The organism is Stenotrophomonas sp. PS02300, from assembly GCF_029959395.1.
GTDB lineage: Bacteria > Pseudomonadota > Gammaproteobacteria > Xanthomonadales > Xanthomonadaceae > Stenotrophomonas > Stenotrophomonas maltophilia_AD.
Window position 1 is genome coordinate 25,033 of the sequence record NZ_JASCOP010000017.1, and the last position, 24,239, is coordinate 49,271.

The window sequence follows — 24,239 nt, forward strand, 5'->3', positions numbered from 1 at the left end:
AGGACATACCGTCATGAGCAGCACCAGCGGCGTCGGCAACACCGACATCTACAGCGCCTTGGGCCTGAACGCACCCAACAGCAGCACCACCAAGAAGAAGGACACCCTGGACCAGGCCGACTTCCTGCGCCTGATGACCGAGCAGCTGCAGCACCAGGATCCGCTCAAGCCCATGGACAACACCCAGATGGTGGCGCAGATGGCGCAGCTGTCGCAGGTGCAGGGCATCAACGACCTCAACAGCACCGTCAAGGGCTTCCAGGAATCGATGGCCGGCGACCAGGTGCTGCGCGGCGCCGCGCTGGTCGGCCACGACGTACTGGTGCCCTCCACCAAGTGGCAGCTGGAGGCCGAAGGCGATACCAGCGGCATGGTCGCCGCGCCCGGCGCCGGCTACGTCACCGTGGACATCACCGACGCCAACGGCGTGAAGGTCACCCAGCTCAGCGTGGAAGCCAAGGAAGCCGGCGAAGTGACCTTCGACTGGGATGGCAAGGATGCCAACGGCAACCGCATGGCCGCCGGCAGCTACACCATCGCCGCCACCCACACCGACAGTGCCGGCACCCAGACCAAGATCAATACCTACGTCGAAGCACCGGTGGAAAGCGTCACCGTCGGCTCGGACGGCCTGTACCTCAACCTCAAGGGCCTGGGCACGGCCCCGATCGACTACGTGCTGCGCGTCAGCTGAGTCCCTTCGTCACGCATCCAAGGAGAACCCCATGGGCTTCAACATTTCGCTGTCCGGCATCAATGCCGCCAATGCCGACCTGAACGTCACCGCGAACAACATCGCCAACGTCAACACCACCGGCTTCAAGGAATCGCGCGCCGAGTTCGCCGACCTGTTCTCGGCCACCAGCTACGGCCTGTCCAAGAACGCGGTCGGCTCGGGCGTGCGCCTGACCAACGTGGCCCAGCAGTTCTCGCAGGGCAACAACGAACAGACCGGGCGCAGCCTGGACATGGCGATCTCCGGTGAGGGCTTCTTCACCATGAACATGAACGGCGCCCGCGTGTATTCGCGCGCCGGCAACTTCCAGACCGACCAGGCCGGCTATGTGACCAACCCGCAGGGTGCACGCCTGCAGGTGTTCGCGCCCAATGCCGACGGCACCAGCTTCGACAGCGGCCGCCTCACCGACCTGCAGCTGCTCACCACCGACAGCCCGCCCAAGCAGACCGGCAAGGTCAACGTGGCCTTCACCCTGCCGGCCAACGCCAAGCAACCGACCCTGGCCACCTTCGACCCGACCGATTCCAACAGCTACAACCAGTCCACCGGCGGCATCACCGTGTACGACTCGCTGGGCGTGAGCCACACCCAGACCTCGTACTTCGTCAAGACCGCCACCGCCAACGAATGGCAGGTCTACAACTACGTCGACGGCCAGGCCGTGGGCACCCCGACCACGCTGAGCTTCAACGATGCCGGCGCGCTGACCAACCCGGCCAACGGCCAGATCGTGATGGACCCGTTCACCCCGACTACCGGCGCCGGCACCCTGGCGATGACCCTGGATGTCACCGGGTCGACCCAGTACGGCGAGAAGTTCGCACTGCGCAACACCCAGCAGGACGGCTACGCGGCCGGCAAGCTCAATGAGATTACCGTGTCCGAAGACGGCGTGGTCTACGCCCGCTACACCAACGGCGACGACAAGCCGCTGGGCCAGGTCGCGCTGACCACCTTCAACAACTCGCAGGGCCTGGAAGCCAAGGGCAACAACCTGTGGGTGGAAACCTTCAGCTCCGGCACCCCGCGTACCGGCGCACCCGACAGCTCCAACCTGGGCAAGGTCCAGGCCGGTTCGCTGGAGTCCTCCACGGTCGACCTGACCGAGCAGCTGGTCAACATGATCACCGCCCAGCGCAACTTCCAGGCCAACTCGCAGATGGTCTCCACGATGGACCAGATCACCCAGACCATCATCAACATCCGTTGATGAGCCACTGATCGCAGCAGCACGGGAATACAACGATGGACAAGGCGCTCTACGTCGCGATGACCGGTGCACGTGCGTCCCTGCAGGCGCAGGGCACGCTGTCGCACAACCTGGCCAACACCGATACCCCCGGATTCAAGGAAGCCCTCGCCAACACCGAGGCCTTCCCGATCAAGGGTGCCGGCTACGCCTCGCGCGTGGACGCGCTGCACGTGGATGCCGGCTTCAACCGGCGCCAGGGTGCCCAGCACATCACCGGCAACGCGCTGGACCTGTCGCTGGACGCCGGCAACTGGCTGGCCGTGCAGGCGCCCACCGGGGGCGGCGAGGCCTATACCCGCGGTGCATCGCTGTCGATCACGCCCAATGGCCAGCTGGTAACCGCCGGCGGCCATCCGGTGCTGGACGAGAACGGCGCCCCGATCGCGATTCCGCCGTACCAGGCGATGGACATCGGCAACGACGGCACCATCTCGATCATCCCGCAGGGGGAAGGCCCGCAGACCATGGCGGTGATCGGCCGCCTGCGCGTGGTCGCCGCCGAGGATGCGCGGCTGGAGCGCGGGCTGGACGGCCTGATGCGCAACACCGACCCGCAGCAGCCGTTCGTGCAGGCCCAGGGCAAGTCGCTGGACAGCGGCCAGCTGGAAGGCAGCAACGTGGATGCCGCCGGCGCGCTGGTGCAGATGATCCAGCTGCAGCGGCAGTACGAAATGCAGGTGAAGGTGATCAAGCACGGCGACGAAAACGCCCGCAGCGCCAACTCCCTGCTGCGCCTGGGCAGCTGACCGGCGCCCCCGACGTAATCCCGGCGCGGTTGTGGCACGCGCCATGCATCAGCCAGGACAACGGCCACCCCGCGTGGCCACCCGCATCAACACAGGAACAAGGCCATGAACCAGGCATTGTGGATCGCCAAGACCGGACTGGATGCGCAGCAGACGCGCATGTCGGTGGTTTCCAACAACCTCGCCAACACCAACACCACCGGCTTCAAGCAGGACCGTGCCAGCTTCGAAGACCTGCTGTACCAGCAGGTGCGCCAGCCTGGCGGTTCTTCGTCTGCCCAGACGCAGCTGCCGACCGGCCTGCAGCTGGGTACCGGCGTGCGCGTGGTGGCTACCTCGAAGAACTTCGAACAGGGCAGCCAGCAGCAGACCGGCCGCGCGCTGGACGTGATGGTCAACGGCCGCGGCTTCTTCGAAGTGCAGATGCCCGATGGTTCGTCGGCGTACACCCGTGACGGCTCGTTCCAGCGCAACCAGCAGGGCGAACTGGTCACCAACAGCGGCTACCCGGTGCAGCCGGGCATCCAGATTCCCGAAGGCGCGCAGTCGCTCACCATCGGCACCGACGGCACCATCAGCGTGAAGATGGCCGACGACGCCGCCTCGGTGGAAATCGGCGCGCTGACCCTGACCGACTTCGTCAATCCGGCCGGCCTGCAGGCACGCGGTGAGAACCTGTTCCTGGAAACCACCGCCTCCGGCCCCGCACAGAACGGCAACCCCGGCCTGAACGGCCTGGGCAGCGTGGTGCAGGGTGCGCTGGAAGGCAGCAACGTCAACGTGGTCGAAGAGCTGGTGTCGATGATCGAAACCCAGCGCGCCTACGAAATGAACGCCAAGGCGATCTCCACCACCGACTCCATGCTCGGCTACCTCAACAACAACGTCTGATCGGTTGAACCGGGAACCTGCCATGTCGCCTCTGCGCCCTACCCTTCGCCTGCTGCTCGCCAGCGCCGTGACCGCCCTGCTCGGCGGCTGCGTCATCGCGGGCGATGTGCGCCCGTATCCGGCAATGGCGCCGGTCGTGCCCGTGGTCGCGCCCAGCGCACCGGCCACGGCCGGGGCGATCTACGCCTCGGGCCCCGGCCTGCAGCTGTATTCCGACCGCCGCGCACGCGATGTCGGCGACCTGCTGACCATCACCCTGACCGAAAGCACCACCGCGCAGACCACCGCCAACACCAGCACCGACAAGGAATCCAACCTCGCGCTGGGCACGCCCACGCTGTTCGGTGCGCCGGTGACCCTGGGCGGCAAGGACATCCTGGGCGCCAGCGCGACCGGCTCGCGCGACTTCACCGGCAAGGGCACCAGCGCGCAGAGCAACCGCCTGCAGGGCAGCGTGACCGTGACCGTGATGCAGCGCCTGCCGAACGGCAACCTGGTCGTGCAGGGTGCCAAGAACCTGCGGCTGAACCAGGGTGATGAGCTGGTGCAGGTGCAGGGCGTCGTGCGCGCGGCGGACATTTCCCCGGACAACACCATTCCCTCCAGCCGCGTGGCCGATGCGCGCATCGTCTACGGCGGCCGCGGCCCGGTGGCCCAGTCCAATGCGATGGGCTGGCTGAGTCGTTTCTTCAATTCGGCTTTGGTGCCGTTCTGAGATGCATATGAAATTTTCCCGGTTCCCCCGTGTTGCCGTCGCGTTGATGGCCCTGCTGTTCGTTGCTGCGCCGGCCTCGGCTGAGCGGATCAAGGACCTGGCCCAGGTCGGCGGCGTGCGCGGCAATGCGCTGGTCGGTTACGGCCTGGTGGTCGGCCTGGATGGCAGCGGTGACCGCACCAGCCAGGCCCCCTTCACCGTGCAGAGCCTGAAGAACCTGCTGGGCGAGCTGGGCGTGAACGTGCCGGCCAACGTCAACCCCCAGCTGAAGAACGTGGCCGCCGTGGCGATCCACGCCGAGCTGCCGCCGTTCGCCAAGCCGGGCCAGCCGATCGACATCACCGTGTCGTCGATCGGCAATGCGGTGTCGCTGCGTGGCGGTTCGCTGCTGATGGCACCGCTGCGGGGTGCCGACGGCCAGGTCTACGCCATCGCCCAGGGCAACCTGGTGGTGGGTGGCTTTGGCGCACAGGGCAAGGATGGCTCGCGGGTGTCGGTCAACGTGCCCAGCGTCGGCCGCATTCCGAACGGCGCTACCGTCGAACGTGCCCTGCCCGACGTGTTCAGCGCCGGCGGCGAGATCACGCTCAACCTGCACAAGAACGACTTCACCACCGTGTCGCGCATGGTCGCCGCGTTGAACAACGCATTCGGCGATGGCGCCGCGCGCGCCGTGGATGGCGTCACCGTGGCGGTGCAGTCGCCCCAGGACCCCGGCGCACGCATCGGCCTGCTGGCCCGCATCGAGAACCTCGAACTCACCCCCGGCACCGCGCCGGCCAAGGTGGTGGTCAATTCGCGCACCGGCACCGTGGTGATCGGTTCGCAGGTACGGGTCGGCGCCGCCGCCATCTCGCACGGTTCGCTGACCGTGACGATCAACGAAAACACCAACGTCAGCCAGCCCAATGCCTTCGCCGGTGGCCAGACCGTGGCCACGCCGCAGTCCACCATCACCGCCACCAACGACGGCAGCCGCATGTTCAAGTTCAACGGCGGCAGCACCCTCGATGAGATCGTGCACGCGGTCAATGCCGTGGGCGCCGCCCCGGGCGACCTGATCGCGATCCTGGAGGCGCTCAAGCAGGCCGGCGCGCTGAGTGCCGAACTCGAGGTGATCTGATGCGCATCCAACCGTCACTGGAGCTCAATCCGGCCCAGGCCAACAGCCCGGCCAAGGTCGACAAGGTCGCGCGCCAGCTGGAAGGCCAGTTCGCGCAGATGCTGGTCAAGAGCATGCGCGATGCCAGTTTCGGCGATTCGCTGCTACCCGGCGAAAACCAGATGTTCCGCGACATGTACGACCAGAAGATCGCCGAAGCGATGACCAAGGGCCGCGGCCTGGGGTTGTCGGCGATGATCTCGCGCCAGCTCGGCGGCGGCGAAACCGAGGCCACCAAGCCCACCGACACCCGTCTCGATCCGGCCGCGGCGCTGCGCGCCTACCGGCTCAACGCGCCGGCCGCCGCGCCGATGGCCCTGCCCGCGTCCGGTGCAGCGCCGTCCGCACCAAGCGAAGTGGAGCTGCTGCAGCAGCTCGGCGGGCAGGCGCCGTCGGCGGTGCTGCAACCGATGGAACGCGCCCTGGACCTGATTGCCGGCCGCGAAAGCAGCCAGATGCATGAAGCAATCGGCCGCAGCGATCCGTATGGGGCCGCGCCCGCCACCGATCCGTCCAGCGACAACTGGGCGATGGCCGACGACCGCTGGCGCGATGTCGGCACCACCGCCGCCGCCAACACCGGCCCCAGTGCCGTGGACACGCTGGCCGGCAGCACCGCCGCCGCCCAGCTGGGCGCACATACCCCCGAAGGCTTCGTGGCCAGCATCTGGGGCCACGCGCAGCAGGCCGCGCGCGAACTGGGCGTGGATGCCAAGGCGCTGGTCGCCCAGGCCGCGCTGGAAACCGGCTGGGGCCGCAAGCTGGTGCAGCGCAATGGCGGCGGCAGCTCGCACAACCTGTTCGGCATCAAGGCCAGCGGCTGGAGTGGCGAACGCGCCACCAGCGGCACCCACGAGTACGTGGATGGCGTGCGCCGCAACGAAACCGCCAGCTTCCGTGCCTACACCTCGGTTGGCGACAGCTTTGCCGACTACGTGAAACTGCTCAAGAACAGCCCGCGCTACCAGAACGCGCTGCAGGCCGGCGGCGATGTCCGCGGCTTCGCCCAGGGCCTGCAGAAGGCCGGCTACGCCACCGACCCCAGCTACGCGGCCAAGATCGCCGCGATCGCCGGCGGCCCGACCATCGAGCGCGCCATCGCCGCCGTGGGCGATGCCAGCCAGCGCCTGGGCCGCACCTTTGCCAGCACCGCCAGCCCCGCCGGGCTGGGGGCAATCCGTCGTTGAGGTAAACCATGTCCGTACTTTCCACCGGCACCAGCGCCCTGCTCGCCTTCCAGCGCGCACTGGCCACCACCAGCCATAACGTCGCCAACATCAACACGCCCGGCTACAGCCGGCAGAAGGTGGACTTCGCCACCGCCAGCCCGCAGAACCTGGGCTATGGCGATATCGGCAACGGCACCCGCATCACCGACGTGCGCCGCGTGGCCGACCAGCTGGCGATCTCGCGGCTGCTCGACAGCAGTGGCGAACTGGCGCGGCTGAAGCAGCTGTCCACCCTGGCCGACCGCGTGGATTCGCTGTTCTCCGATACCGCCACCAATGTCTCCGGCGTGTGGTCGAACTTCTTCGATACGGTCAGCGGCCTGTCCTCGAATGCCTCGGGCACCGCCGACCGCCAGAACGTGCTGGACAACGCCGGCACCCTGGCCAGCCGCTTCAAGCAGCTCAACGAAAGCCTCAACTCGCTCAATGGCGAGGTCAACAACGGCCTCATCGCCGGCGCCTCCGAGGTCAACCGGCTGGCAGCGGAAATCGCCCAGCTCAACGGTGCCATCGGCAGCAACGCCAATACCGCCGCACCGGACCTGCTCGACCGCCGCGACCAGCTGGTGGCCAACCTGATCGGCTACACCGGCGGTACCGCGGTGATCCAGGACGGCGGCTTCATGAACGTCTATACCGCCGGCGGCCAGGCCGTGGTGGTAGGCACCACCGCCAGCAAGGTCACCACGGTGACCGACCCTTACCAGCCCGAGCGCCTGCAGCTGGCGATGGAAACCCAGGGCCAGAAGATCACCCTGGACCCGAAGAGCCTGGGCGGCCAGATCGGCGGCCTGCTCGAGTTCCGCGATTCGGTGCTCACCCCCACCCAGGCCGAGCTGGGCAAGCTTGCCGTGGGCCTGGCCAGCAACTTCAACGACACCCACCACCAGGGCGTCGACCTGTACGGCAACATGGGCGGCGACTTCTTCAACTACGGCAGCCCGCGCGTTACCGGCAACACCGGCAATACCGGCACCGCCAGCTTCAGCGCCAGCTTCGGCGACCTGTCCAAGCTGGACGGCCAGAACATCGTGCTGAAGTTCGACGGCGGTGCCTGGCAGGCCACGCGTGCCGATACCGGTGCTGCCGTGCCGATGACCGGCACCGGCACCGCGGCCGACCCGCTGGTGCTCAACGGCGTGGAAATGGTGATGTCCGGCACCCCGGCGCAGAACGACCGCTTCCTGCTCCAGCCCACCGCCGGCGTCGCCGGTACCCTGTCGGTGGCGATCACCGATACCTCACGCATTGCCGCCGCCGCGCCGATCAAGGCCGCCGCCGGCCTGGGCAACACCGGCACCGGCAAGGTCAGTGGCGTGGCAGTGGGCGACTACACCAACGCGAACCTGCGCAACCCGGCCGCGATCGTGTTCACCAGCGCCACCGAATACACCATCGATGGCACCGGCCCGTTCACCTACACCGCCGGCCAGACCATCAGCGCCAACGGCTGGAGCTTCGTGCTGGACGGTGCGCCCAAGGTCGGCGACAGCTTCAACATCAGCCCCACCCCGGCCGGGTCCAGCGACAACACCAACGCCCTGCTGCTGGCCAAGGTGGAAGACGCCAAGAGCTTCAATGCCGGCACGGTCACCCTGAACGGCGCGCTCGGCGGCCTGACCACCCTGGTCGGTTCGGCCGCGCGCGCAGCCGACTACTCGCTGCAGGCCCAGCAGGTCATCACCGACCAGGCACAGGCCTCGCGCGACTCGGTGTCCGGGGTCAACCTGGACGAAGAAGCCGCCGACATGCTCCGGCTGCAGCAGGCCTACCAGGCCGCCTCGCAGCTGATTTCCACTGCCGACACCATGTTCCAGACCATCCTGGGAGCCGTTTCGCGATGAACAACCGAATCTCCACCGGGATGATGTTCAACCAGTCCATCTCGATGATGATGGCCAAGCAGAGCAAGATGAACCACCTGGAGCAGCAGCTGGCTACTGGCAAGAAACTGGTCAGCGCCAAGGACGACCCGGTCGCCGCCGGCACCGCGGTCGGCCTGGACCGCGCCGTGGCCGAACTGGACCGCTTCGCCCGCAATGGCGACGTGGTGGAAAACCGCCTGGGCCTGCAGGAAAACGCGCTGGCCCAGGCCGGCGAGATGATGGCCCACATCACCGAACTGACCATCCAGGCCAACAACCCGGCGCTGTCGGCGGCCGACCTGAAGTCGATCGCCTCGGAACTGAAGAGCGTGCGCGACGGCCTGCTGTCGCTGGCCAATTCCACCGACGGCACCGGCCGCTACCTGTTCGGCGGCACCGACGACGCCGATGCGCCGTTCAAGCTCAGCAACGGCGTGGTCACCTACAACGGCGACCAGACCCAGCGCCAGGTGGAAGTGGCGCCGGACACCTTCGTCAAGGATGCCCTGCCCGGCAGCGAGATCTTCCTGCGCATCCGCACCGGTGATGGCACCCTGGACGGCAGCGCCGCCGGCACCAACACCGGCACCGGCGTGCTCACCACCTTCGGCCGCGACCCGGCCTCGGGCAGCTGGGATGGCGCCAGCTACACCCTGCGCTTCACCGGGCCGGACGCCTATGAAGTGGTCGATGCGACCAACACCGTGGTCAAGACCGGCGCTTTCAAGGCCGGCGAAGACATCACGTTCGAAGGCGTTTCCATGCGGATCGAAGGTGAACCCAAGGCGGGCGACAGCTTCGGGATCGGCGCTGCCGATGCCCGCGACATCTTCTCCACCCTGGACGGCATGATCAACGCCCTGGACAACGCCGCCGACGACCCGACCGCCGTGGCCCGCCAGCAGAACATCCTGCAGGCCGGCATCCGTGACGTGGCCCGTGCCTCGGAGAAGTTCATCGACGCCCGCGCCGCCGGCGGTGCCCAGCTCAAGGCCATCGACGATGCCGGCGCTCTGCGCGAGGCCAACGGCGTGACCCTGAAGACCACCCTGTCGGCCATGCGCGACCTGGATTACGCCGAAGCCATCGGCCAGTACCAGCTGGAACAGATTTCCCTGCAGGCCGCGCAGACGATTTTCACCCAGATGCAGCAGATGTCGCTGTTCAACGCGATCCGCTGACATAGCGCGCACGCCGGGCGCCAGACGCCCCGCGCTGCAGGCTTTCGCGCGTGTTCCGGCCCCTGCCGGACGCGCGCGACCACCGACCATCACCCCTCCCGGGTGATGTTTTCCGCGTATTTTTTCTCAAGGCTTCGCGCCAACCGCCGTTATCTCTCCTGCAACAGCTGCATCCGCCACGGGTGCGGACTCTGCGTCAACTCCGGGTGCACGCCGCGGCCGGAACTTGCCCACAGGAAAGAGATAAATGGCACAAGTAATCAATACCAACGTGATGTCGCTGAACGCACAGCGCAATCTGTCGACCAGCGGTTCCAGCCTGGCCACCACGATCCAGCGCCTGTCCTCGGGCCTGCGCATCAACAGCGCCAAGGACGACGCGGCCGGCCTCGCCATCTCCGAGCGATTCAGCACCCAGATCCGCGGCCTGGACGTGGCCGTGCGCAATGCCAACGACGGCATTTCGCTGGCCCAGACCGCCGAAGGCGCGATGGTCGAAATCGGCAACAACCTGCAGCGCATCCGTGAACTGTCGGTGCAGTCGGCCAACGCCACCAACTCCGACAGCGACCGCGAAGCGCTGAACGCCGAAGTGAAGCAGCTGACCTCGGAAATCGACCGCGTTTCCCGCCAGACCAACTTCAACGGCACCAAGCTGCTGGACGGCTCGTTCTCGGGCGCGCTGTTCCAGATCGGCGCCGATTCGGGCCAGACCATTGGCATCAACAGCATCGTTGACGCGAGCACCGATACGCTGGGCAGCGGCAAGTACGCCGCGGAGCAGAAGAGCACGGGCGCCATCTACGGCGATGCCGCAGCGGCAGACGGCAAGGTCACCGGCTTGAAGGTGAACAACGTGGATATCGGCGACGTGTCCTTCAAGGCGGGCGAATCGGCCATCGACGTTGCCAAGAAGACGGTCAACGCGCTGAACGACAAGATGGACCAGACCGGCGTCTACGCCTCGCTGGACAAGGCTGGCGTGATGACGCTGACCTCGCTGAAGTCGGGCCAGGCCTTCGAGTTCACCGCCGGTACTACCACCGACGCCGACCTGGCCCCGGCCTTCGCCGGCATTTCGGCGACCAAGGTCGATGCCGCGGTCAGCGACACCGTGAGCGGCGTGAACATCTCCAGCGTCGCTGGCGCCCAGCGCGCTCTGTCGGTCATCGATGATGCGCTGAAGTCGGTCAACTCCTCGCGCGCCGACATGGGTGCGATCCAGAACCGCTTCACCTCCACCATCGCCAACCTGAACACCACCTCCGAAAACCTGTCGGCCTCGCGCAGCCGTATCCGCGACACCGACTACGCCAAGGAAACCGCCGAACTGACCCGCACGCAGATCCTGCAGCAGGCCGGCACCGCGATGCTGGCCCAGGCCAACCAGTCGCCTTCCAGCGTGATGAGCCTGCTGAACGGCTGATCCCGGCAGTAGATGCATCACAGAAAACCCCGCCCCGGCGGGGTTTTTTTGTTGACAAGCGCAAAAATCCCCCTGTCGACCCTAAAGGTTCCCGGCGGGGTGTCGTTAATGATTTCAACCAGGGCACATCGCCCACTGCCTCCCCCGGGGCACCCCAAAAAACCGCAATACCTTCGTATCCAGGAGCACGGAAATGGCACAAGTCATCAACACCAATGTGATGTCGCTGAACGCACAGCGCAATCTGTCGACCAGCGGTTCCAGCCTGGCTACCACCATCCAGCGCCTGTCCTCGGGCCTGCGGATCAACAGCGCCAAGGACGATGCCGCCGGCCTGGCCATCTCCGAACGCTTCAGCACCCAGATCCGTGGCCTGGACGTTGCCGTGCGCAATGCCAACGACGGCATCTCGCTGGCCCAGACCGCCGAAGGCGCGATGGTCGAAATCGGCAACAACCTGCAGCGCATCCGTGAACTGTCGGTCCAGTCCTCCAACGCCACCAACTCCGACAGCGACCGTGAAGCGCTGAACGCCGAAGTGAAGCAGCTGGTCTCGGAAATCGACCGCGTTTCGCGCCAGACCAACTTCAACGGCACCAAGCTGCTGGACGGCTCGTTCTCCGGCGCCCTGTTCCAGGTCGGCGCCGATTCGGGCCAGACCATCGGCATCAACAGCATCGTCAACGCCAGCGCCAGCGCGCTGGGCGGCGCCAAGTTCGATACCGGCACGTTCACCCTTGCCCAGGGCGCCGCCAATGGCGACGTCAAGATCACCGGCATGGAAATCAAGGGCGCCGACGGCAACTCCTACAAGCTGTCGGACATCGAAGTGAAGGCCGGCGTCGACCTGGCTGCCACCCAGAAGGCCGCCACCGCTGCCGTCGCCGCCGCCATCAATGAAAAGATGGACCAGACCGGCGTCTATGCCGAAGCCGGCGCCTCCGGTGCGGTCAAGCTCACCTCGGTGCAGAACAACGTGGACGACAAGGGCGTGTTCAATGCCATTGACGTGACCTTCGGCAGCGTCGGCACCACCACCGGTGTTGCCCTGCCGGGTGCCGCCTACGCCCCGACCAACGCTGGCGCGCAGGCCCTGCTCAAGACCAACTACGCCTCCGACCTGGACATCTCCAAGGTCGCCGGCGCCCAGCAGGCCCTGTCGATCGTCGACAAGGCGCTGACCGCGGTGAACTCCTCGCGTGCCGACATGGGTGCGATCCAGAACCGCTTCACCTCCACCATCGCCAACCTCGGCACCACCTCGGAAAACCTGTCCGCTTCGCGCAGCCGTATCCGCGACACCGACTACGCCAAGGAAACCGCCGAACTGACCCGCACGCAGATCCTGCAGCAGGCCGGTACCGCGATGCTGGCCCAGGCCAACCAGTCGCCCTCGAGCGTGATGAGCCTGCTGCAGGGCTGATCCCTGCACGGCATTCGCTCTACGAAAGACCCCGCCCCGGCGGGGTTTTTTCGTTCCAGCCATTGACACCCGAACATTTTCTGCCGTGGACCCCTAAAGGTTCCCCCCGGCGTGTCGTTATTGATCTCAAGCAGGGCACATCGCCCGCTGCCCCTCACGGCAGCCCACCCAACCCGCATCACCCAGGAGCACGGAAATGGCACAAGTCATCAACACCAATGTGATGTCGCTGAACGCACAGCGCAATCTGTCGACCAGCGGTTCCAGCCTGGCCACCACCATCCAGCGCCTGTCCTCGGGCCTGCGGATCAACAGCGCCAAGGACGATGCCGCCGGCTTGGCCATCTCCGAACGCTTCAGCACCCAGATCCGCGGCCTGGACGTTGCCGTGCGCAATGCCAATGACGGCATCTCGCTGGCCCAGACCGCCGAAGGCGCGATGGTCGAAATCGGCAACAACCTGCAGCGTATCCGTGAACTGTCGGTGCAGTCGGCCAACGCCACCAACTCCGACAGCGACCGTGAAGCGCTGAACGCCGAAGTCAAGCAGCTGGTCTCGGAAATCGACCGCGTTTCGCGCCAGACAAACTTCAACGGCACCAAGCTGCTGGACGGCTCGTTCTCCGGCGCCCTGTTCCAGGTCGGCGCGGATTCGGGCCAGACCATCGGCATCAACAGCATCGTCAACGCCAGCAGCTCCTCGCTGGGCGGCTCGCAGTTCGACAAGAACTCGCTCACCGTCGCCGCAGCAGGCGTGACCGCCGGCCTTGGCCTGACCATCACCGGCATGAAGGTGACCGGTTCGGACGGCAAGGCCATCGATCTGGACACCATCAATGTCAAGGCCACCGGCACCACCGCCGCCGACATGCAGGGCGCCGCCGCCAAGGCCGTGGCCGCCGCGCTGAATGAAAAGATGGACCAGTCCGGCGTCTACGCCGAAGTCGACAAGACCGACCCCACCAAGGTCAACCTGACCGCGATCAAGGACAGCACCGACGCCACCGGCGCCTTCAAGGCCTTCGTGGTCACCGCAGGCACCTGGACCGACACCGCCGCCACCCCGGCCACCAAGACCGCCCCGACCTTCACCACCTCCCCCGCCGCGCCGACCACCAAGAGCTTCGCCGCCGGCCTGGACATCTCCAAGGTGGTGGGCGCCCAGCAGGCCATCGACGTGGTCGACAAGGCCCTGAAGGCGGTCAACTCCTCGCGTGCCGACATGGGTGCCATCCAGAACCGCTTCACCTCCACCATCGCCAACCTCGGCACCACCTCTGAAAACCTGTCGGCCTCGCGCAGCCGTATCCGCGACACCGACTACGCCAAGGAAACCGCCGAACTGACCCGCACGCAGATCCTGCAGCAGGCCGGTACCGCGATGCTGGCCCAGGCCAACCAGTCGCCCTCGAGCGTGATGAGCCTGCTGCAGGGCTGATCCCTGCGCGTGGTACGCACTACGAAAAACCCCGCTTCGGCGGGGTTTTTTGTTCCGGATTTTTCCACGATTTTCCGCATCAATTGATTAAAGCTTGTTGACAAAGTGTCGCTAATGATTTCAGCCATGGCATGACCTAACGCGTGGCCTCCCCGCAAGGGGAAACACCTCTACCACCGGCGACATCATCGCCACCAGGAGCAAGAAAATGGCACAAGTCATCAATACCAACGTGATGTCGCTGAACGCCCAGCGCAACCTGTCCACCAGCGGTTCCAGCCTGGCCACCACGATCCAGCGCCTGTCCTCGGGCCTGCGCATCAACAGCGCCAAGGACGACGCGGCCGGCCTGGCCATCTCCGAGCGTTTCAGCACCCAGATCCGTGGCCTGGACGTGGCCGTGCGCAACGCCAACGACGGCATTTCGCTGGCCCAGACCGCCGAAGGTGCGATGGTTGAAATCGGCAACAACCTGCAGCGTATCCGTGAACTGTCGGTGCAGTCGGCCAACGCCACCAACTCCGACAGCGACCGTGAAGCGCTGAACGCCGAAGTGAAGCAGCTGACCTCGGAAATCGACCGCGTTTCGCGCCAGACCAACTTCAACGGCACCAAGCTGCTGGACGGCTCGTTCTCCGGCGCCCTGTTCCAGGTCGGCGCTGACTCGGGCCAGACCATCGGCATCAACAGCATCGTCGACTCCAGCACCAGCAAGCTCGGCAGCGGGTTCTTCGCCGGCGACTACGTCGGCACCAGCCTGGCTGGCGCCGATGCCGCCACCGCCGACACCAAGTTCAGCGGCCTGCAGATCTCCTACACCCCCAAGGGTGGCACCGCGCAGACCGTCACCATCGCCGACTTCAACGTGAAGGCCGGCCAGTCGATCACCGCTGCCACCGCCGCCGCGATCAACGAAAAGATGGACACCACCGGCGTCTACGCCTCGGTCAAGAGCGGCGTGATCACCCTGGGCGGCATCAAGGACGGCCAGGCCTTCGACGTCGCCTACGGCGGCACCGTCACCGCTGGCGCCACCGCAGTCACCGCCGCCAACGTTGGCCTGACCGAAACCAGCACCGCAGCCAACAGCGGCACCGTGTCGACCACCAAGACCTCGGTCGGCGACCTGAACATCAGCTCCGTTGCCGGTGCCCAGCGCTCGCTGGCGATCGTCGACAACGCCCTGAAGGCCGTGAACTCCTCGCGCGCCGACATGGGTGCGATCCAGAACCGCTTCACCTCCACCATCGCCAACCTGAACACCACCTCGGAAAACCTGTCGGCCTCGCGCAGCCGTATCCGCGACACCGACTACGCCAAGGAAACCGCCGAACTGACCCGCACGCAGATCCTGCAGCAGGCCGGCACCGCGATGCTGGCCCAGGCCAACCAGTCGCCCTCGAGCGTCATGAGCCTGCTGCAGGGCTGATGCCTGCAGAGGGTGCGTAACAGGAAACCCCGCTCCGGCGGGGTTTTTTCATGGTCTTGGCATGGCGCTTGCACCTGCTTTGGCATCAGCGCGCCCGCCGGATGGCGGTGGCGCTCAAGCCTCCCCGTTCCGGGCCGATACCACCTGCAGGAAGCGCAGGCGGTTGCGTGCCCACTTTTGAAGACAGGACTGCAGACATGGCGATTGGCACCATTGGTACCGGCCTCGATATTCCCACCCTGGTGGCCCAGCTGGTCGCCAAGGAGCGCGAGCCCCAGGAAAACCAGATCAATTCCGCCGGCACTGCCGCCAGTGCCAAGTTGTCGGCACTCGCCACCCTCACCAGTGGCATGACCAACCTGCAGACCACCCTGGCCAGCCTGATCAAGAACGCCGACAAACCGTCGTTCAAGACCAGCACCATCACCGATTCCAACTTCACCGCCAGCATCGACACCTCCGACGGCGCCGCCTCGGCCTCGGCCGGTACCCACCAGGTCGAAGTCAAATCACTGGCGCAGGGCCAGAAGCTCAGCTCCGGTGCCTATGGCAAGGATGCGGTCGTGGGTGATGGCACCCTGACCGTGGCCTATGGCGACAAGACCTTCGATGTCGTCGTCAACGAAGACAGCAAGCTCACCGACATCGCCGCTGCCATCAACAAGGCGGCCGGTGGCAAGGGCGTCACCGCCAGCGTCATCACCGCCGACGACGGCCAGCACCTCGTGCTCAGCGCCGTCGACACCGGCCTGGCCGGCGCCGTCAAGATCACCGCCAGCGGCGGCAACGGCGGCCTCAGCGGCCTTACCTACGACGGCACCGCCGGCTCGGGCATGACCCAGACCGTCGAGCCCAAGGATGCCGTGGTGGTCGTGGACGGCTTCACCCGCACCTCCAGCTCCAACACCATCAGCGACATCGTCCCGGGCGTGAACCTGACCCTGACCAAGGCCGGTACCGAGGCGGGCAAGACCCAGACGCTGACCATCACCCGCGACAACACCTCGGTCAAGGCGGACATGGCCACCTTCGTCGCCGCCTACAACGCGATGAACACCGCGCTGAAGTCCACCAGTGCCTACAACGCCACCAGCAAGACCGCCGCCGCCCTGACCGGCGATGCCATGGTGCGTGGCCTGCAGCAGCAGCTGCGCAGCCAGTTCAGCACCAACATCAACGGCCTCAAGGACATGGGCGTCACCATGGCCGCCGACGGCAGCCTGACCCTGGACACCGGCAAGATGGAAACCGCCATCGGCAAGGACCCGGACGCCGTCGCGCGCCTGTTCGGCAAGGAAGGCGCCATCGCCAAGCCCATGGACACGCTCATCAAGAGCAACCTGGACAAGGAAACCGGCACCCTCACCCAGCGCACCAATTCGCTGAACAAGCAGATCAAGGACCTGGAAAGCCGCCTGGACGCGCTCGATGCGCGCATGGAGAAAGTTTCCGACCGCTACACCAAGCAGTTCACCGCCATGGAAACCCTGGTCACCCAGATGCAGACCACCAGCGACAGCCTGACCCAGGCGCTGGCGAAGAAGACCAGCAGCTGATCCGTCGCGGGCAGCGCTCAAGTTTCCGTACCGCACCGCCGATATTCATGGCAGCACCCACCACCTGATGTCTGGCGTGGGTCCCTGAGGAGAAATTTCCAATGTACGGTTCCAGCCGTCAGTACGCAGAGCAGTACCGCAAGGTCGGCGTTTCCAGCGCCGTCAACGATGCCGACCCGCATAAGCTGGTCGCCATGCTGCTGACCGGTGCCTGCGAGCGCATCCGCCTGGCCGAAGCCTGCCTTGAGCGCAATGACCAGGCCCGCAAGGGCAAGGCGATCGGCGAGGCCTGTGCCATCGTAGGCCACCTCAATGGCTCGCTCGACCACGAAGCCGGCGGCGACATCGCCGGCAACCTGTCGGCCCTGTACGACTACGTCATGCAGCGCCTGACCGATGCCAACCTGCACAACGACGGCGCCGCCCTGCAAGAAGCCCTGCAGCTGCTGACCGAGATCGATGCTGCGTGGAATGCCATCCCGCACGACCAGCGCCAGCCCGCTGCGGCAGGCGCCTGATGCACGCCGCACTCGCCACCGACGTACTGCAACCGCTGCACGACGCGCTGGACGAGTTGTCGCGCGCCGTCGAAGGTGAAGACCACGACCTCACCCAGCGCCTGATGGACGCCTACGACCAGCAGGTCCGGGCGTACCTGGACGAACACGATGCCCGCATCGACGCCGGTTCCCTGCGCGGGCTGATCGCCCGCCAGCAGCAGGTCAGCATCCGCATGGCCGCCCGCCGCGACGAAGCGGGCACCCACATCACCGCCGACCGACGCGCCGTTCGCGCGTCCCTCGCCTACCTCCGGGCAGAATCCCTGACATGAGCGACCTTCGCCCCAGCGACATCCATCATCCGGCCGAAAGCGAGCTGTTCGATGAAACGCTGAGCTGCGATGTCGCCCTGCCCGCCGAATTCCGCCTGGGCAGCAGCGTGATCCGCCCGGGCAGCGCCGAAACCCTGCTGCGCAGCGTGGCCCTGGTCGAGGATTCCCGGGGCGATGACGGCCATGACGACCGCGGCGAGTCCAGCACCCAGCTGCAGCGCCTGGAAGCCAAGCTGGACCTGACCATGGTCCTGCTCGGCCGCCTGGTGCGGCAGAGCGCGCAGGACCTGGACCTGCGCCCGCTGCGCTGGTCGCGCCGGGGCATCCGGCTTGAGCTGGGCGCCCGCACCGGGGCGCCGGCCGGCAGCCTGGGCGTGATCCGCCTGCAGCCCTGCGACTGGCTGCCCGACCATATCGACCTGCCCGTGGCCGTGCTGGCCGAAGCGGCCACCGGTTCCGGCTCGTGTTTCCTCTGGCTGCGCTTCGAGCCCATGAGCGACGGGCTGGAAATGGCCCTGGAGCGGCACCTGTTCCGCCTGCACCGGCGCCAGGTGGCGGATTCCCGGCGGCGCGGTCTTTAATAAAGCCCCGCGCTAGGATAATGTGAAGAACTTCCTTTCTTCACATCCCCTCTGCCCGTGCGCGTTCTCATCGTCGACGATCACACCCTGGTCCGCGCCGGCCTCAGCCGCCTGCTCCAGGGCTTTGCCGACGTGGAGGTCGCCGCAGAGGCCAGCAATGCACAGCAGGCGCTGGAAATGGCGCTGCTGCATTCGCCCGACGTGATCCTGATGGACCTGTCCCTGCCCGGCCGTACCGGGCTGGAAGCCCTGAGCGACATCCTGGTACGCGCGCCCGGCACCCGCGTGGTGATGATGACCATGCACGACGACGCGGTGCACGTGCGCGACGCGCTGGACCGCGGTGCGGTTGGCTTCGTGGTCAAGGATGCCGCCCCCCAGGAGCTGGACCTGGCCCTGCGTGCGGCCCATGCCGGCCAGGTGTTCCTCAGCCCGCAGATCTCGGCCAAGATGCTTGCGCCCATGCTGGGCAAGGAAAAGCCGGTCGGCGTTGCCGCGCTCTCGCCGCGCCAGCGCGAGATCCTGCGCCAGATCGGCAAGGGCGAAAGCAACAAGGAAATCGCCGCCGACCTGGGCATCAGCGTCAAGACGGTGGAAACCCACCGTGCGCGCATGATGGAATCCCTCGGCTGCCGCCGCGCCAACGACCTGTTGCTGCTGGCGGCACGCCACCAGCACGAGCTGGAATAACCGGCGTCGATTCCCCGACACCCGCTGGCCACGCCGGCCATCGCCGTCGGATTTTTGAACCGGACACACCCGCGCCGGCCCCGGAAACAGCGATTCCCGCCGCGCGCAGCGTCAAATAACCAGACATACCGTCAGGAATCTCCCCACACACTGTCGGGAACCTGACGACCCCGCTAGGGAACCCCCTGATTTCGTCCCCACGAGATCACAAGCAAGATGTGTTCCATAACGCACCGGGGACTCGGGGCGACGGGGATACACCGCATGAAGCCGATGATGTCGACCCAGATGGGTCAGCAGCTGCACCTCACGCCGCAATTGCTGCAGTCGATCCGACTGCTGCAGCTGGACGGCATGCAGCTGGAGCTGGAAATCCGCCGCGCACTGGAGACCAACCCGCTGCTGGAGCTGGAAGAAGCGCCCGCGCCCGACACCGCCGAGACCGGCGAAGCCGGCACCACCGTGGAAGTGGCCGCCTTCGACGAACTGCCCGAGCCGGCGATGTGGGACGTGGCCGGGGCCAGCTGGCACGACGGCGACGACGACCGCCTGCAGCGCATTGCCGCCGACGAATCCAGCGACCCGCAGCTGCGTGCCCTGCAGCGCCTGTCGCTGGAACTGGATGCACGCGAACTGGCCGTGGCCCGTTTCTGGCTGGAGCACTGCGACGATGCCGGCTACCTGGACGCCCCGCTGGAGCAGCTGACCCTGCTGGCCAGCGCCCACTGCGATGTGGACGCGGCCGGCGTGGAAGCGGTGCGCCAGCAGATCCTGCACGGCGACCCGACCGGCCTGGCCGCCCGCGACCTGCACGAATGCCTGTCGGTCCAGCTGCGCGCCCTGCACGGCCGCGTGCCGGCCCGCCACCTGGCCCTGCGCGTGCTGGACCACGGCCTGGAAGCCCTGGCCACGCACGACTACCCTGCCCTGGCCCGCCAGCTGGATGCCGAAGTGGCCGACATCCACGAAGCGGTGCGCCTGATCCTCTCGCTGCAGCCGCGCCCCGGCGACAGCCTGCTGCCGGATACGTCCGGCGCGGTCATCCCCGATGTGGTGGCGTGGCACGCCGACGGCCAGTGGCGCGTGGCCCTGAACCCGGCCACCAGCCGCCGCCTGAGCATCAACGCCACCTACGAAAGTGCCCTGGCCGATGCCGGCGACAGCGCCCAGCCGCTGCGCGACATGCTGCAGGAAGCCCGCTGGCTGACCCGTGGCCTGTCCATGCGCTACGACACCCTGCTGCGCACCACCCGGGTCATCATCGAGCGCCAGGCCGGCTTCCTCACCCGCGGCGAAGAGGCGATGGCGCCGCTGACCCTGAAGGAAGTGGCCGATGCGATCGGCATGCACGAGTCCACCGTTTCGCGCATCACCACCGGCAAGTACCTGCAGACCCCGCGCGGCACCCTGGAGCTGAAGCACTTCTTCGCCGTGCGCCTGGAAGGCGCCAGCGTCTCCGGCCAGGCCGTGAAGGCCATGGTCCGGCGCCTGATCGATGCCGAACCGGCGGGTCGTCCGCTGGCTGATGAAGCCATTGCGGGACTTCTGTCACGTCAGGGTGTGAACATTGCACGCCGAACCGTTGCAAAATACCGCGAACAACTGGACATCGCCCCGGCCCGGGAACGCCGCCGGCACAATGCCCGCACCCCGCTACTGGCCCGGGTGGGCTGAAGGAAGTACACGACATGAACAAGCTCACCGTCCTGCTGGTCGATGACCACGAAGGTTTCATCAACGCCGCCATGCGCCACTTCCGCAAGGTCGAGTGGCTGGATGTGGTCGGCAGCGCCGCCAATGGCCTGGAAGCCATCGAGCGCTCCGAAGCACTGCGCCCGCAGGTCGTGCTGATGGACCTGGCCATGCCCGAAATGGGCGGGCTGCAGGCCACCCGCCTGATCAAGTCGCAGGATGATGCCCCGTACATCGTCATCGCCAGCCACTTCGACGACGTCGAGCACCGCGAGCACTCGTTGCGCGCCGGCGCCGACAACTTCGTCAGCAAGCTGTCCTACATCCAGGAGGTCATGCCGATCCTGGAGGGCTTGAAGGAGCCGACGCCATGAGCGAGTCGCGCATCCTGGTGCTGGACAACGACGCCGTGCGTGCCGAGCGCACCGTTGGCCTGCTGGAATTCATGGACTTCAACCCCCGCTGGATTGCCGACGCGGCCGATTTCGATACCACCCGCCACCGCGCCACCGACTGGATGGCCGTGATCATCGGCGGGCTGGAACCGGGCGCGCGCAGCGAAGCGCTGTTTGCCTGGGCTGGCCAGGGCGCGCTGCCGCCGCCGGTGATGCTGATTGACGGCGATGCCGCCGCGTTCGCCCAGCGCCACGGCCTGCATGAAGCCAACGTATGGCCGCTGGAAGCGCCACTGCGGCATGCGCAGATGGAAGCGCTGCTGCGCCGTGCCAGCCTGAAGCGGCTGGATGCCGAACACCAGGCCGGTGCCGTGCAGGACCAGGGCCCGACCGGCGACGGCGCGGCGGTCAGCGCGCTGCGCCAGATGATCGAGCAGGTGGCCGCTTTCGACACCACCGTGCTGGTGCTGGGCGAATCGGGTACCGGCAAGGAAGTGGTGTCGCGTTCGATCCACCAGCGCTCACCGCGCCGCGATGGTCCGTTCGTGGCGATCAACTGCGGCGCGATCCCGGCCGACCTGCTGGAAAGCGAGCTGTTCGGTCACGAAAAAGGCGCCTTCACCGGCGCGCTGAGCGCCCGCAAGGGCCGTTTCGAAATGGCCGAAGGCGGCACCCTGCTGCTGGATGAAATCGGCGACATGAGCCTGCCGATGCAGGTGAAGCTGCTGCGCGTGCTGCAGGAACGCAGCTTCGAGCGCGTGGGCGGCAACCAGACCATCCGCTGCAACGTGCGGGTGATTGCCGCAACCCATCGCGACCTGGAATCGCGCATTGCCGATGGCAAGTTCCGCGAGGACCTGTTCTACCGGCTCAACGTGTTCCCGATCGACGTGCCGGCCCTGCGCGAGCGCAGTGAAGACCTGCCGGCGCTGGTGGCCACCATTGCCGGCCAGCTGGCCCGCACCGGGCGCGGCGAAGTGCGTTTCAGCCCCGAAGCACTGCAGGCGCTGGCCAGTTACGAATGGCCGGGCAACGTGCGCGAGCTGACCAACCTGGTGGAGCGCCTGGCGGTGCTGCATCCGGGCGGCAACGTGCGCGTGCAGGACCTGCCGGCACGCTATCGCGGTGATTTCGCGGTGGCAGCACCGGTTGCGGTGGCCACTCCGGTACCGGCCGGCGATGACCGCCTGGACCTGCGCAGCTTCTCGTTCCACGCCCCGGCGGCGGAAGCGGGCGCCGCGGCCAACGGTACTGCGGTCAATGGCAAGGCACCTGCCCTGCCCGACGCCGGCCTGGACCTGCGCAACCACATGGCCAACATCGAGTTGAACCTGATCAACGAGGCGTTGGAGCGCACGCAGGGCGTGGTCGCCCACGCGGCCCAGCTGCTTGGCCTGCGCCGCACCACGCTGGTGGAAAAGCTGCGCAAGTACGGCATCGAGCGCGACCAGGCCGAACTGACCGGTTGACCGTAGCGCCACGCCCTGCGTGGCTGCTCCCCGTCGAACACCGCAAAGCCACGCAGGGCGTGGCTCTACCGCCTTCACCTCGCCATGACGGGCACGGGCATAGCGTCGCCAACAGCCGCGTGCAGGGGCTTCCAACACGCTCCGGCTCACGGGGAATCGGGGGATTCACGCAGTTCGCTCGACCGGAAGCACCGGCCGGGTGCGCTGTCACCCGAGGATCTCCGCCATGGATCGTTCCTGGTATCGCATTGCTTTGCGTGGTGTTTCGCGCGCTCCCCTCGCCCGTTCCCTCTTCATCATCGGCGCAGCGCTGGGCGTGTTCCTGTCAACGGGCTCGCCTGTATTGGCGCAGACCGTCTGCACCCAGACCGGTGGCGCTGCACCCACTGCAACCGGCGCCGCCGCGTTCGCCTGCGGCGACGGTGCAACCGCCGCGGGCGCCAATGCCACCGCTGTCGGTGGCGGTTCAAGCGCAGGTGATCAGTTCGCAACCGCCGTCGGGCGCAACGCGAACGCAAGCGGCTTCGCCTCCACGGCCATTGGTTACAACAACACCGCGTCTGGCCGTGACACGGTAGTGATCGGTGTCAACAGCAGTGCAGTGGGCGAAGGCGGCATGGCATTCGGCGTGGGTACCCAAGCGGGTCAACAGAACTCAATCGCCATCGGCCAGGGCGCCAACTCGTCTGCGGCAAACGCCATCGCGCTCGGTGCCGGCTCGGTAGCCAGTGAAGCCAACACGGTGTCCATCGGTGCCGCCGGTGCCGAACGCAAGATCACCAACATGGCGGCCGGCGTGGCCGATACCGATGGTGTCAATGTCAGCCAGCTGAAGGAGTCGGCCGCGACCACGCTTGCCTCGGCCAACGCATACACAGACGCGCAGGCAGACGCCACGTTGGCCGAGGCGAACACCTACACCGACGAACAGGCCGATGCGACCTTGACCGAAGCCAACACGTACACCGACACAGTGGCCGGCGATACGTTGACGGCGGCCAACACCTACACCGACCAGCAGATCAACCAGGTCGGGGGCTTGGCCAACAGCGCGGCTGCGGATCTGGCGCAGTTCAAGGCCGAAGCCAATGACCGCTTCGCCGGCATTGACGACCGTCTAAACGGCATGGATGAAAGCCTGCGCCTGATGGATCGTAGGATCAGCCGTCAAGGCGCCATGACGGCCGCACTGGTGCAGAGCTCGGGCATGCCGGACGTCGGTGCAAACTACCTGGGCGTGGGCGTGGGCTGGTCCGAGGGGGAAAATGCCTTTGCCGCCTCGTTCCGGCGCCGCTTCACCGAACGCTTCACCGGTTCGGTGGGCGGCGCGACAAGCGGCAACGAAAGCTCAGTAGCCATTGGCGCTGGGTTTACCTGGTAGCCCTTTCCCACAGGGTTCGCGGAGACGCCCGGGTGTTCCGGGCGTCTTCGTTTCTATTGGCACTACGCGCCTTCTGCTGCCCCACGCCGCCTCCGTCGGCTCAGTGGGCCGGCTGACGGCCGGCGCTACCGGGTACCGGCATCGATC

At 66.7% G+C, this 24,239-nt stretch carries 22 protein-coding genes; all 22 read left to right on the forward strand.

Annotation, left to right across the window (positions count from 1 at the left end; translation table 11 throughout):
- Nucleotides 1-13: 13 nt before the first annotated feature.
- On the forward strand, nt 14-694 hold the full coding sequence (locus QMX79_RS05585; RefSeq protein ID WP_282245209.1) for a flagellar hook capping FlgD N-terminal domain-containing protein: 681 nt from the start codon (nt 14-16) through the stop codon (nt 692-694).
- Between the two features lie 31 nt (nt 695-725).
- A complete protein-coding gene (gene flgE, locus QMX79_RS05590; protein ID WP_282245211.1) occupies nt 726-1,949 on the forward strand; it encodes a flagellar hook protein FlgE in 1,224 nt (407 codons plus the stop codon).
- Nucleotides 1,950-1,984: 35 nt separating this feature from the next.
- Nucleotides 1,985-2,737 (forward strand): flagellar basal body rod protein FlgF, encoded by a 753-nt coding sequence (locus QMX79_RS05595; protein ID WP_282245214.1) that lies wholly within the window; start codon nt 1,985-1,987, stop codon nt 2,735-2,737.
- Nucleotides 2,738-2,842: 105 nt separating this feature from the next.
- Entirely contained in the window at nt 2,843-3,628 is a 786-nt protein-coding gene (gene flgG / locus QMX79_RS05600; RefSeq protein ID WP_068851734.1) for a flagellar basal-body rod protein FlgG, read from the forward strand.
- A gap of 22 nt (nt 3,629-3,650) precedes the next feature.
- Nucleotides 3,651-4,343: a flagellar basal body L-ring protein FlgH gene (flgH, locus tag QMX79_RS05605; RefSeq protein ID WP_282245219.1), complete on the forward strand. Its 693-nt coding sequence runs from the start codon at nt 3,651-3,653 to the stop codon at nt 4,341-4,343.
- 7 nt (nt 4,344-4,350) lie between these two features.
- Nucleotides 4,351-5,466: a flagellar basal body P-ring protein FlgI gene (locus QMX79_RS05610; RefSeq protein ID WP_282245221.1), complete on the forward strand. Its 1,116-nt coding sequence runs from the start codon at nt 4,351-4,353 to the stop codon at nt 5,464-5,466.
- Nucleotides 5,466-6,692, forward strand: a complete 1,227-nt coding sequence (gene flgJ / locus QMX79_RS05615; protein WP_282245223.1) for a flagellar assembly peptidoglycan hydrolase FlgJ — start codon at nt 5,466-5,468, stop codon at nt 6,690-6,692. The genes QMX79_RS05610 and flgJ overlap by 1 nt, the downstream gene beginning before the upstream one ends.
- Nucleotides 6,693-6,700: 8 nt before the next feature.
- Nucleotides 6,701-8,578, forward strand: a complete 1,878-nt coding sequence (gene flgK, locus QMX79_RS05620; protein WP_282245225.1) for a flagellar hook-associated protein FlgK — start codon at nt 6,701-6,703, stop codon at nt 8,576-8,578.
- Entirely contained in the window at nt 8,575-9,780 is a 1,206-nt protein-coding gene (gene flgL, locus QMX79_RS05625; protein ID WP_282245227.1) for a flagellar hook-associated protein FlgL, read from the forward strand. Before flgK ends, flgL begins: the two co-directional genes overlap by 4 nt.
- Nucleotides 9,781-10,027: 247 nt before the next feature.
- On the forward strand, nt 10,028-11,206 hold the full coding sequence (locus tag QMX79_RS05630; RefSeq protein WP_282245229.1) for a flagellin: 1,179 nt from the start codon (nt 10,028-10,030) through the stop codon (nt 11,204-11,206).
- 193 nt (nt 11,207-11,399) lie between these two features.
- Nucleotides 11,400-12,629, forward strand: coding sequence for a flagellin (locus tag QMX79_RS05635; RefSeq protein ID WP_282245231.1), 1,230 nt, complete (start codon nt 11,400-11,402; stop codon nt 12,627-12,629).
- Nucleotides 12,630-12,825: 196 nt separating this feature from the next.
- On the forward strand, nt 12,826-14,067 hold the full coding sequence (locus QMX79_RS05640; protein WP_282245233.1) for a flagellin: 1,242 nt from the start codon (nt 12,826-12,828) through the stop codon (nt 14,065-14,067).
- A gap of 208 nt (nt 14,068-14,275) precedes the next feature.
- Complete coding sequence (locus QMX79_RS05645) at nt 14,276-15,496, forward strand: flagellin (protein ID WP_282245235.1); 1,221 nt, start codon at nt 14,276-14,278, stop codon at nt 15,494-15,496.
- A 197-nt stretch (nt 15,497-15,693) separates the two neighbouring features.
- On the forward strand, nt 15,694-17,052 hold the full coding sequence (fliD, locus tag QMX79_RS05650) for a flagellar filament capping protein FliD (RefSeq protein ID WP_282245237.1): 1,359 nt from the start codon (nt 15,694-15,696) through the stop codon (nt 17,050-17,052).
- A 101-nt stretch (nt 17,053-17,153) separates the two neighbouring features.
- Nucleotides 17,154-17,570: a flagellar export chaperone FliS gene (gene fliS, locus QMX79_RS05655; protein ID WP_282245239.1), complete on the forward strand. Its 417-nt coding sequence runs from the start codon at nt 17,154-17,156 to the stop codon at nt 17,568-17,570.
- Complete coding sequence (locus tag QMX79_RS05660) at nt 17,570-17,884, forward strand: hypothetical protein (protein ID WP_282245241.1); 315 nt, start codon at nt 17,570-17,572, stop codon at nt 17,882-17,884. The genes fliS and QMX79_RS05660 overlap by 1 nt, the downstream gene beginning before the upstream one ends.
- Complete coding sequence (locus QMX79_RS05665; RefSeq protein ID WP_282245243.1) at nt 17,881-18,465, forward strand: PilZ domain-containing protein; 585 nt, start codon at nt 17,881-17,883, stop codon at nt 18,463-18,465. Before QMX79_RS05660 ends, QMX79_RS05665 begins: the two co-directional genes overlap by 4 nt.
- A 57-nt stretch (nt 18,466-18,522) precedes the next feature.
- Nucleotides 18,523-19,155: a response regulator transcription factor gene (locus QMX79_RS05670; protein WP_282245246.1), complete on the forward strand. Its 633-nt coding sequence runs from the start codon at nt 18,523-18,525 to the stop codon at nt 19,153-19,155.
- 264 nt (nt 19,156-19,419) lie between these two features.
- Nucleotides 19,420-20,829, forward strand: coding sequence for an RNA polymerase factor sigma-54 (gene rpoN / locus QMX79_RS05675; RefSeq protein WP_282245249.1), 1,410 nt, complete (start codon nt 19,420-19,422; stop codon nt 20,827-20,829).
- A 14-nt stretch (nt 20,830-20,843) separates the two neighbouring features.
- The gene (locus QMX79_RS05680) at nt 20,844-21,221 is read left to right on the forward strand and encodes a response regulator transcription factor (protein WP_282245251.1); all 378 of its coding nucleotides are present in this window, start codon (nt 20,844-20,846) and stop codon (nt 21,219-21,221) included.
- Complete coding sequence (locus tag QMX79_RS05685; protein ID WP_282245252.1) at nt 21,218-22,711, forward strand: sigma-54 dependent transcriptional regulator; 1,494 nt, start codon at nt 21,218-21,220, stop codon at nt 22,709-22,711. The genes QMX79_RS05680 and QMX79_RS05685 overlap by 4 nt, the downstream gene beginning before the upstream one ends.
- A 226-nt stretch (nt 22,712-22,937) precedes the next feature.
- Nucleotides 22,938-24,092, forward strand: coding sequence for a YadA-like family protein (locus QMX79_RS05690; protein ID WP_282245253.1), 1,155 nt, complete (start codon nt 22,938-22,940; stop codon nt 24,090-24,092).
- Nucleotides 24,093-24,239 lie beyond the last annotated feature (147 nt).